The 10,737-nt window shown below is 68.0% G+C and carries 8 protein-coding genes and 1 pseudogene; 3 read left to right on the top strand and 6 right to left on the bottom strand.

Going from position 1 to position 10,737, the window contains the following annotated elements; all coding sequences use genetic code 11:
- The 6 genes and pseudogenes from N7590_RS20880 to baeS form a co-directional block, all read right to left on the bottom strand.
- Positions 1-228 (bottom strand): annotated as a pseudogene (locus N7590_RS20880) (DUF4129 domain-containing protein); the annotation flags it as partial.
- Positions 218-1,210: a stage II sporulation protein M gene (locus N7590_RS20875; protein ID WP_164242682.1), complete on the bottom strand. Its 993-nt coding sequence runs from the start codon at positions 1,208-1,210 to the stop codon at positions 218-220. The pseudogene N7590_RS20880 and the gene N7590_RS20875, both read right to left, overlap by 11 nt.
- The gene (locus N7590_RS20870) at positions 1,207-1,896 is read right to left on the bottom strand and encodes an RDD family protein (protein WP_006475444.1); all 690 of its coding nucleotides are present in this window, start codon (positions 1,894-1,896) and stop codon (positions 1,207-1,209) included. Before N7590_RS20870 ends, N7590_RS20875 begins: the two co-directional genes overlap by 4 nt.
- A 123-nt stretch (positions 1,897-2,019) precedes the next feature.
- A complete protein-coding gene (locus tag N7590_RS20865; protein WP_006475442.1) occupies positions 2,020-2,550 on the bottom strand; it encodes a gamma carbonic anhydrase family protein in 531 nt (176 codons plus the stop codon).
- A gap of 123 nt (positions 2,551-2,673) precedes the next feature.
- On the bottom strand, positions 2,674-3,378 hold the full coding sequence (locus N7590_RS20860) for a response regulator (RefSeq protein WP_053511443.1): 705 nt from the start codon (positions 3,376-3,378) through the stop codon (positions 2,674-2,676).
- Entirely contained in the window at positions 3,375-4,778 is a 1,404-nt protein-coding gene (gene baeS, locus N7590_RS20855) for a sensor histidine kinase efflux regulator BaeS (protein WP_053451089.1), read from the bottom strand. Before baeS ends, N7590_RS20860 begins: the two co-directional genes overlap by 4 nt.
- Positions 4,779-4,895: 117 nt before the next feature.
- Between baeS and smeA the strand changes: the two genes are divergently transcribed.
- From smeA to smeC, 3 genes are read left to right on the top strand one after another with little or no spacing between them, the layout of a single operon-like run.
- On the top strand, positions 4,896-6,092 hold the full coding sequence (gene smeA, locus N7590_RS20850) for a multidrug efflux RND transporter periplasmic adaptor subunit SmeA (protein ID WP_164242683.1): 1,197 nt from the start codon (positions 4,896-4,898) through the stop codon (positions 6,090-6,092).
- 11 nt (positions 6,093-6,103) lie between these two features.
- On the top strand, positions 6,104-9,253 hold the full coding sequence (gene smeB, locus N7590_RS20845; protein WP_164242684.1) for a multidrug efflux RND transporter permease subunit SmeB: 3,150 nt from the start codon (positions 6,104-6,106) through the stop codon (positions 9,251-9,253).
- Positions 9,250-10,665, top strand: a complete 1,416-nt coding sequence (gene smeC, locus N7590_RS20840) for a multidrug efflux transporter outer membrane subunit SmeC (RefSeq protein WP_279935858.1) — start codon at positions 9,250-9,252, stop codon at positions 10,663-10,665. Before smeB ends, smeC begins: the two co-directional genes overlap by 4 nt.
- The last annotated feature ends 72 nt before the right edge of the window (positions 10,666-10,737 follow it).

The following is a 10,737-nucleotide window of genomic DNA, read 5'->3' as shown; positions in this document are numbered from 1 at the left end:
CGGCGCGCGTTCGAACAGCGGCTTGCACCACCACATCGCCAGCCAGGCCCAGCCGAACGCATCCAGCCACCAACCCAGTGCGTTGAAGACCACGAACAGCGGCGCGCTGGCCAGCAGCCAGCTGCCCCACACCGCACGCGCGTGACGGCGGGCGAGGGCGCTGCCCAGCTCCATGGCTTCCCAGCTGCTGCGTGCGCGCAGCACCACGTCCAGGTGGTCAATGCGCATCGCCGGCTCCGCGTCCGCCACGCCACAGCCACAGCAGTACGCCAGCCCACAGCACGCCGGCCACGCTGAACTTGCCCCATGCCGGCACTTCGGCGATCGATGACCAGAACGCTTCGATGAAGGCGGCGACCAGCAGCATGAAGGCTACGCCGAGGCACAGCCGTGCACCGATGCGGCCGCCGTCGACCAGCGCATCCAGCCGGCTGCGCCGGCCCGGTGCCAGCAGCTTCATGCCCAGCTGCAGTCCGGCGCCACCGGCAATAACGATGGCGGTCAGCTCGAACGCGCCATGCCCGGCCACGAAGCGCCAGAACGGGCCGCCGTAGCCGATGTGCTGCAGGTGGCCCGCCACCGCACCGATGGTGACGCCATTGAAGGACAGCACGAGCAGCGTGCCCAGCCCGGCCAGCAGGCCACTGGCGAAGGTGCGCAGGGCGATGCTGATGTTGTTCATGACGTAGTGGCCGAACATCATCCAGTCGGTACCGCTGTCGCGGCCCAGGCGCTCGGCGGCGGGGTCGTACATGCGCTCCATCGCGGCGATCTGGCGGTTGTCCATCAGCATGTGGATCAGGTCCGGATAGACCTGGGCCAGCACGAAGCAGGCCAGTGCCGGCAGCGCGAACATCGCCAGCGCCACCCACATGCTGCGCGCCTGGCTGCGGACCAGCAGCGGGAAGTCGGCCACCAGGAATTCCAGCGCGGCGCGCCAGCGCGTTGGCCGCGTGCGGTACAGCACGCTGTGGCCCTGCTGCATCAGCTGCTGCAGGCGCTGCACCAGCTGTGGGCTGTAGCCGCGCTCGCGGGCCAGCGCCAGCTGCTGGCACAGGCGCCGGTAACGCTGCGGGAAGGCGGTGTCATCCAGTGCCAGGCCGCTGGCCTTGCGGCGGGCGCGGCGCGAGGCACCGGTACGCAGCAGCAGCCACTGCTCCAGGTCCTGCCATTCCTGCTGGTAGCGGGCGACGAACTGTTCCTGCTTCATCGCCGCCCCAGCAGCCAATTGGCCATGGCATACAGGCGCAGCACGCCGATCTGGCCCTGCGCACCGGTCAGCGGCTCGGCGATTCCGGCCAGTTCCTGCTGGCGCGCCGCCGACAGCCGCGGCGCGCGTTCGGCGAAGGCCATCAACGCCGCCTGTTCATCCGGGCGCAGCGGCTGCGGCGGGGCCAGTACGCTGTCGATGGTCGGCGGCGGCGGCAGGTACAGCGCGGGCGCATGCACCACCACCGTGCCGGCGACCAGGTCGCCGAGGCGGCGGCCATGGGGGTCGAACAGGCTGCTGACCAGGCCCAGTGCATAGCCGAACGGCAGCATGTCCACGGTACGCAGCAGGTTGCGGGTGATCGATGCCATCCAGCCGACCGGCGCGCCATCGCGCGACAGCACGCGCAGCCCCAGCGCGCGCTTGCCGAGGGTGCGGCCCCACAGCGCCTCGCAGACGATCGGGTAGGCCCAGTAGACCAGGAACATCAGCACCAGGTAGAGGCCGGAACCGAACGTGTCCAGCAGCGCCAGCGGAATCGACATCAGCACCAGCACGGCGACGCGCACGCCAAGATCGACCAGCCAGGCCATCGCCCGCGGCAGCGGGCCGGCCGCTGGCAACTGCAGCAGCACGCCCTCCGGCGTCACCACCTCGCGGTAGGTGTCGAGCATCGGTGCGGCCATCAGTGCGATGGCCTTCGATGTGGGCGCCGGAGTCCTCTCCGGCAGGCAGCCACAGGCATGGGGGTCTCGACAGATCCTGGTCGGGCCCAGACTTTAGCAGAGCCGCATGGCGGCGTTGGCCGCTCAGCCCAGGTATTCGTCCTTCAGCCGCACGTAATGGTCGGCTGAGTAATGCAGCGATTCGATCTCCTTGTCGCTCAGCGTGCGCGCCGGCCGCGCCGGGTTGCCGACCCACAGTTCGCCCTCGCCGACCACCTTGCCCGGGCCGATCACGGCACCGGCACCGACGAAGCCGTGGCGCTCCACCCGGGCCCCGTCGAGGATGCAGGCGCCCATGCCGATCAGGCTGTAATCACCGATCGTGCAGGCATGGATGATGCAGCCATGGCCGACGGTGACGCCCTCGCCGATCAGCGTCGGGTAGCCGGCCTTGTTGTAGGGGCTGTGGTGGCTGACGTGGATGATGGTGCCGTCCTGCACGTTGGTGCGCGCACCGATGCGCACGTAGTTGACGTCGCCACGGATGACCGTGCCCGGCCAGATCGACACGTCGTCGGCCAGCTCCACGTCACCGATGACGGTGCAGGCCGGATCGATGTACACGCGCTCGCCGAGGACGGGCATCTTGTCGCGGAAGGGGCGCAGCGGGTTCATCGGTGTCTCCGGAAAGCAGGGCATTCGCGACGATGATACGCGGCAGAGGCACCGGTAGTGCCGGCCGCTGGCCGGCAACCTCATGGATTTCCGCGATTGCCGGCCAGCGGCCGGCACTACCGGTTACGGTTCGTAGCTGTAACCCATCCCGTACACCGATCGGATCGGTTCGCCTTCCATGCCGGCATCGGCCAGCTTGCGGCGCAGGTTGCGCACATGGCTGTCGACGGTGCGGTCGACCACCACGCGGTGGTCCAGATAGAGGCGGTCAAGCAGTTCATCGCGGGCCCAGATCCGGCCGGGCGTGGCCAGCAGGGTGCGCAGCAGGCGGTACTCCACCGGGGTCAGGTCCAGGCCCTTGCCGTTCCAGGTGGCACGCGCGGCCGGTTCGTCGATGTGGAGGCCGCTGTTGGTGCGCGCGGCCGGGTCCGGCCTGTAGCGGCGCAGCACCGCCACCACTCGCGCCACCACTTCGCGCGGACTGAACGGCTTGCAGATGTAGTCGTCGGCGCCGATCTCCAGTCCCAGCAGGCGGTCGATCTCCTCCACCCGCGCGGTGACCATGATCACCGGCACGTTGCTGCTGGCGCGCAGCTCGCGGCACAGATCCACGCCATCGCGCTGCGGCAGCATCAGGTCCAGCAGCACCAGATCGGGCTGGTAGCGCGCGAACGCATCGATCACCTGGCCGCCATCATCCACCCATTCGCTGACCATGCCCGCCGCGGCCAGGTAGTCGCGCAGCACGGCGGCCAGGCGCGGTTCGTCCTCAACGATGAGAATCTTCGCCGGTGCGGCGGGCGATGTGCTGGCGGGGGAGGTGCTCATGCAGGCTCCGGCAGGGTGATGACCACGCGCAGCCCACCCAGCGGCGAGGGCTCGGCGTGGATCTGGCCGTGGTGGGCAAGAACGATGTTGTGGCTGATGGCCAGGCCCAGTCCGCTGCCACCGCTGGCACGATTGCGCGAGCTTTCCACCCGGTAGAAACGCTCGAACAGCAGCGCACATTTTTCCGCCGGTACGCCCGGTGCGGTGTCTTCCACGATCAGCTGTACGCCGGCAGGCACCCGTGCGGCCTGCACGAGTACGCGGCCGCCGGCATGGGTGTAGCGCAGCGCGTTCTCCAGCAGGTTGGCCAGCACCTGCTGCAGGCGCCGCTCGTCACCGGACACCTGCAGCGGTGTGGCGGGCAACGTCTCTTCCAGTGCCAGCCCCGCTGCGGAGAAGCGCACGCGCATGCCATTGAGCTCGCTGCGCAGCAGCGCCACCAGGTCCAGCGGGGCGAAACGATAGGCCAGGCCGCCGGACTGGGTCATCGACAGGTCGTGCAGGTCGTCGATCAGCTTGCCCAGCTGGCGGATCTCGCCCTGCAGGGCACCAAGATTGGCGCGGTCCAGCGGGCGGATGCCGTCCTCGATCGCCTCCAGCTCGGCACGCACCACCGCCAACGGCGTACGCAGTTCGTGCGAGATGTCGGCGATGAAGGCACGGCGGTTGCGCTCGGTATCGTCCAGCGCCTGCGCCATCCGGTTGAAGTCGTTGACCAGTGCGTCCAGCTCGTCATCGCTGGTGCGCTCGATGCGGGTGGCGTAGTCGCCGGCGGCGAGCCGGTGGGTGGCCGCCGCGAGCTTGGCCAGGCGCTGGCGCAGCGCGCGTGACACCAGCCACGCCAGCAGCACCGTCACCAGCAGCAGCGAGATGCCGATCACCCACCAGGCGCGCATCTGGGTGTTGTAGAAGTTCAGGTCGTTGGTGGCGATGACGGTCTGGAACGGCACCATGCCCAGCCAGCCCACCGTGTGCCCGTCCACCTGCACCGCGTGCGGCTCGTCATCGCTGGTCGCGTCGGGATTGCCTGCCACGTAGCGGTGCCGTGCATCGAACAGGCCCAGCCGCGACGGAACGCCGGTCTGGTCGGACAGTGGTGGCACCGGCCCTTCATGCCCATGCGCCAGGTCCGGGCGCAGCATCCGCGCCCAGCGATCGCTGTCACCGCGCAGGTGGTCCCAGCCGCCGTGCTCGCGGAATTCGCGCTGCAGGTGCGGCATCAGGCGCTGCATGCGCAGGTCGCCCTGGTCGTTGAGGTAGTCCAGGAAGCCGGTCTGGAACGCCACGCGGCTGGCAATGCCGTTCACTGCCAGCACCAGCAGGCAGGCAGTGAAGATCGCGAGGAAAGTCTTCGCGGTCAGGCCGAATTTGAGTCGAATCTTCGCCATCGCGGGGGCCATTAGCGGCGCATGCGGCGCTGAAAGCAAGCGCCAGCTGAGCCGGTCGCACAATCTCCATATTCTCTGCACAGTTCCACGGCAGCGTGCCCGGGTCAACGCAAGGCTCCCACGCCCCCCATGTCACTCCTGCGCCCGCTGTCCCGTTCTTCCCATCCCCTGCTGCTGCCGCTGCTGCTGGCCCTGGCCGCCTGTTCCGCCGGCAGGACCGAAGCGCCGGCCGCGCCTGAAGTGGGCATCATCACCGCCAGCGCGCAGCCGCTGGCGCTGCAGCAGACCCTGCCCGGCCGCGCAGTGCCGTTCGAAGTGTCCGAGGTGCGGCCGCAGATCGGTGGACTGATCCGCCAGCGGCTGTTCACCGAAGGCCAGCAGGTCAAGGCCGGTCAACTGCTGTACCAGGTCGACCCGGCACCGTACCAGGCGGCCTTCGACACCGCCCGTGGCCAGCTGGCCCAGGCCGAGGCCACCGTGCTGTCGGCGCAACCGAAGGCCGAGCGCACCCGCGCGCTGGTGAGCATGGACGCGGCCAGCAAGCAGGATGCCGACGATGCCACCTCTGCGCTGAAGCAGGCGCAGGCCAATGTGATCACTGCGCGCGCTGCGCTGCAGGCCGCCCGCATCAACCTTGACTACACGCGGGTTACCGCACCGATCGACGGCCGTATCGGCACCTCCAGCGTCACTGCCGGCGCGTTGGTCGCCGCCGGCCAGGACGCCGCGCTGACCACCATCCAGCGGCTGGACCCGGTTTACCTGGATGTCACCCAGTCCAGCACGCAGATGCTGGCGCTGCGCAAGCAGCTCGATGCCGGCCTGGTGAAGGCCATTGATGGCAAGGCACAGGTGAAGGTGGTGCTGGAGGATGGCAGCACCTATGCCCATGAAGGCACGCTGGAATTCGTCGGCAGCGCGGTCGATCCGGGTACCGGCAACGTGGTGCTGCGCGCGGTCATTCCGAACCCGGATGGCCTGCTGCTGCCGGGCATGTACCTGAAGGCGGTGCTGCCGATGGCCACCGATGCGCGCGCGCTGCTGGTGCCGCAGAAGGCGGTGGTGCGCAATGAGCGCGGCGAGCCGCTGCTGCGCCTGCTCGACGCCAAGGACCACGTCATCGAGCGCCGGGTCAGCACCGGCCAGGTGGTGGGCAACCAGTGGCAGATCACGCAGGGCCTGAAGGCCGGCGAGCGGGTGATCGTCAGCAACGGCAGCGCGGTAGCGCTGGGCCAGCAGGTGAAGGCGGTGGCGGCCACCCCTGCGCAGCTGGCAGCAATGCCGGCGATCGACCCGAACGGCAACACCGACGAAAAGTCGCACTGAGGTTGCCGCGCATGGTTCGTTTCTTCATCGACCGGCCGATCTTTGCCTGGGTGATCGCCATCGCGGTCAGCCTGCTCGGCCTGCTTGCGATCCTGATCCTGCCGGTGGACCGCTACCCGCAGATCGCCCCGCCCACCATCACCATCCGCGCCACCTACACCGGCGCTTCGTCGCAGACCGTGGAAAACGCGGTCACCCAGGTCATCGAGCAGTCCCAGCAGAGCCTGGACCACCTGATGTACATGACCTCCACCAGTGCTTCCGATGGCTCGGCGCAGGTCAACCTGGTGTTCGCCACCGGCACCAATCCGGATACGGCGCAGGTGCAGGTGCAGAACCAGCTGCAGGCCGCGATGGCCACGCTGCCGCAAGCGGTGCAGCAGAACGGCCTGACCATCACCAAGTCCAGTGGTTCGATCTTCGAGGTGCTGTCGTTCACCAGCGAAGACGGCAGCATGGACAACTTCGATGTCGCCAACTTCATGGAAGCGCGCATCGATGACCAGATCAGCCGCGTCAGTGGTGTTGGCAACATCCAGCCGATCGGCCAGGAATACGCCATGCGTATCTGGCTGGACCCGGAAAAGATGCGCCAGTACGCACTGATGCCGTCGGATGTCGAGACCGCACTGCAGGCGCAGAACACCGACGTGTCGGCCGGTGAGCTGGGGGGCCAGCCGGCACTGAAGGGCCAGCAGCTGGACGCGACCGTGACCGCGCGCAGCCGCCTGCACACCCCCGAGCAGTTCGCGCAGGTGGTGCTCAAGGCCGATGCCAACGGCAGCGTCGTGCACCTGGGCGACGTGGCAACGATCGGCCTGGGGCCGGAGAGCTACGACAGCATCAGTACCTTCAACGGCAAGCCGTCAGCCTCGCTGGGCATCGAGCTCAATGCCGGTGCCAATGCCATCGCCGTCTCCAAGGCCATCGATGCACGGCTTCAGCAGCTGCAGAAGTACTGGCCGCATGGCTACACCGCCCACGTGGCCTTCACCACCACCCCGTTCGTGACCATCTCGCTGAAGGAAGTGGTGATCACCCTGATCGAGGCGATCATCCTGGTGGTGCTGGTGATGTACCTGTTCCTGCAGAACTGGCGGGCCACGCTGATCCCGACCATCGCGGTGCCGGTGGTGCTGCTGGGTACGTTCGGCGTGCTGGCCGCGTTCGGCTATTCCATCAACACCCTGACCATGTTCGCGCTGGTGCTGGCCATCGGCCTGCTGGTGGACGATGCCATCGTGGTGGTGGAGAACGTGGAGCGGGTGATGACCTTCGAAGGGCTGGCCCCGAAGCCGGCCACGCTGAAGGCCATGGGCCAGATCACCGGCGCGCTGGTCGGCATCGTGCTGGTGTTGACTGCAGTGTTCCTGCCGATGGCGTTCTTCAGCGGTGTCACCGGCGTGATCTATCGGCAGTTCTCGGTGACGATTGCTGCGGCGATGATCCTGTCGGTGCTGGTGGCGATGACCATTACGCCGGCCCTGTGCGGCAGCATCCTGCACCAGATTCCCAAGGGCGGGCATCCGCACGGCGACCACGGCGGCGAACCGAGCCTGCTGGGCAAGTTCTTCATCTGGTTCAACCACCGCTTCGAGCGCACCTCCAACGGCCTGCGTCGCCGTGTGGATGGTTTCCTTGGCCGGCGCACGCTGGGCGTGGTGTTCTACCTGGTGCTGAGCGTGGTCACCGGCTTGCTGCTGTGGCACCTGCCGGGTGCGTTCCTGCCCGATGAAGACCAGGGCATGCTCAATGCGTTGGTGAAGCTGCCGGCCGGGTCCACCCTGGAGCAGACCCGTGCAGTGATGGATCGCCTCAGTGCCGCCGCAGTGAAGGACGACAGCGTGCTCTCGATCCAGGCCACCGCTGGTTTCAGTGTCACCGGCAGCGGCCAGAACGTCGGCCAAGCCTTCATCCGCCTGAAGGACTGGGACGACCGCAAGGACGATGCCGATACCATCGCCGCGCGCTTGACCGCGGCCATGGCCAGCGTGCCCGATGCACAGGTGTTCATCACCTCGCCGCCGGCCATCCTCGGCCTCGGCGATGCCGGCGGTTTCACCCTGGAACTGCAGGACGAGGGCGGTGCCGGCCATGCCGCCGCCGTGGCCGCACGCAACACGCTGCTGAAGGAGGCTGCCAGGGATCCGAAGCTGGTCAATGTGCGCTACGCCAGCCTGGAGGACGCGCCGGTGTACGCGGTGAAGGTGGACGATGCCAAGGCACAGGCCATGGGCGTGAATCCGCAGGACGTCAATGACACCTTGAATGCGGCGCTGGGCGGCGATTTCGTCAACAACTTCATCTACAAGGGTCGCATCAAGAAGGTGTTCATCCAGGGCACGGCCGAAGCGCGCATGCAGCCGCAGGACATCGAGCGCTGGAGCGTGCGCAACCAGGCAGGGCAGATGGTGCCGCTGTCGTCGCTGATCAGCACGCACTGGAGCAGCGCACCGGCTGCGCTGCAGCGCTACAACGGTGTGTCGGCGATGGAAATCACCGGCCAGCCAGCGCCGGGTGTCAGCTCCGGCGAGGCGATGGCCGAGATCGCGCGCCTGGCCGACACCTTGCCGGAAGGCTTCAGCCATGCGTGGTCGGACATGGCCTATCAGGAACAGCTGTCGGGCAACCAGGCGCCGATGCTGTACGCCATCTCGCTGCTGTTCGTGTTCCTGTGCCTGGCCGCGCTGTATGAAAGCTGGGCGGTACCGTTCGCGGTGATGCTGGCGGTACCGGTGGGCGTGTTCGGTGCGGTACTGATGATGAACCTGCGCGGCCTCAACAACGACGTGTACTTCCAGGTCGGCCTGCTGACCACGATTGGGTTGGCGGCGAAGAACGGCATCCTGATCGTCGAGTTCGCGCGTATCCTCGAGCAACAGGGCAAGAGTACCCGCGAGGCGATCCTGCAGGCGGTCTACCTGCGGCTGCGGCCGATCGTGATGACCTCGCTGGCGTTCCTGATGGGTGTGCTGCCGCTGGTGTTCGCCACCGGTGCCGGCTCGGCCGCGCGCCGTTCGCTGGGTACCGGCGTGGCCGGCGGTACGGTCGCCTCGATGGTGCTGGGCATGTTCTTCGTGCCGTTGTTCTACCTGCTGGTGCGCCGCCTGTTCCCGGGCCGCGCGCCGGCCGAAGCCACTGCCCCGGAGGCAAGCCCATGAAGCCGATGCTGCTGCGCGCCCTGGCGGCCGCCACCATGACCACCGTGCTGGGAGGCTGCGTGAGCATGGCGCCGCGCTACCAGCGCCCCGAGGCGCCGGTGCCGGCGCAGTTCGGCAATGCTGCAACAGGCGAGGCCGATTCGGGGTTGGCGATGCCGGCCTGGCGCGAGGTGTTCGTGGAGCCGCGCCTGCAGCAGGTGATCGCGCTGGCGCTGCAGAACAACCGCGACCTGCGCGTGGCGGTGCTGCAGGTGGAAAAGGAACGGGCGCAGTACCGCATTCAGCGCGCGGCGCTGCTGCCCTCGGTGGACGCCAGTGGCAGCGTCACCCGCTCGCGCGTGAGCGATGCCAACAGTGAGACCGGGGCCACCCAGTTAACCGAAGCCGATACCGTGCAGGTCGGTATCAGCAGCTGGGAGCTGGACCTGTTCGGGCGCATCCGCAGCCTGAACAACGAGGCGCTGCAGAACTGGCTGGCCAGTGCCGAGAACCAGCGTGCGGCGCGCACCAGCCTGGTGGCCGAAGTGGCGACGGCCTGGCTGGCGCTGGCCGCCGATGGGCAGTCGCTGGCATTCACGCAACAGACCCTGGACAGCCAGCAGCAGACCCTGCAGCGCACCGAGGCCCGCCATGCACAGGGGCTGGCCTCGGGACTGGACCTGTCGCAGGTGCAGACCAGCGTGGAAGCCGCGCGCGGCGCGCTCGCCAAATTGCAGACCCAGCAGGCGCAGGATCGCGATGCATTGCAGCTGTTGGTGGGGTCGCCGCTGGATCCGGCCCTGCTGCCGACCGCGCAGGCGCTTGACGGTAGCGTGGCGCTGGCACCGTTGCCGGCCAACCTGCGGTCGAGCGTGCTGCTGCAGCGCCCGGATGTGCTTTCAGCCGAACACGCGCTGCAGGCGGCCAATGCCGATATCGGAGCAGCGCGCGCTGCGTTCTTCCCGACGCTGACCCTGACCGCCAACTACGGCCACAGCTCCAGCGCATTGTCGACGCTGTTCTCGGCCGGCACCCGCGGCTGGTCGTTCGCACCCAGCATCACCGCACCGATTTTCCACGCCGGTGCATTGAAGGCGTCGCTGGATGCCTCGAAGATCGGCAAGGACATCGGCATCGCGCAGTACGAGAAGGCGATCCAGCAGGCCTTCAGTGAAGTGGCCGATGCGCTGGCCGTGCGCGATCACCTGGCCACGCAGATGGACGCGCAGCGGGCGCTGGTGGCCGCCAGCCAGCGCAGCTTCACGCTGGCCGATGCGCGCTACCGCACCGGGCTGGACGGCTACCTGCAGGCGCTGGATGCGCAGCGCAGCCTGTATGCCGCGCAGCAGGACCTGATCGCCCTGCAGCAGCAGGAGGCAGGCAACCGGGTGACGTTGTTCAAGGTGCTGGGCGGGGGCGCCGACGCGCGATAACGCGCTAGCGCGGGTGTGTGCGTCTTCCGCTCCGGTGGGTGCCGACCTTGGTCGGCACGAATCATCCGATCG

The sequence above is a fragment of the Stenotrophomonas sp. GD04024 genome, assembly GCF_029837545.1.
GTDB lineage: Bacteria > Pseudomonadota > Gammaproteobacteria > Xanthomonadales > Xanthomonadaceae > Stenotrophomonas > Stenotrophomonas forensis.
This window is presented reverse-complemented; position numbering and strand designations above follow the sequence as displayed.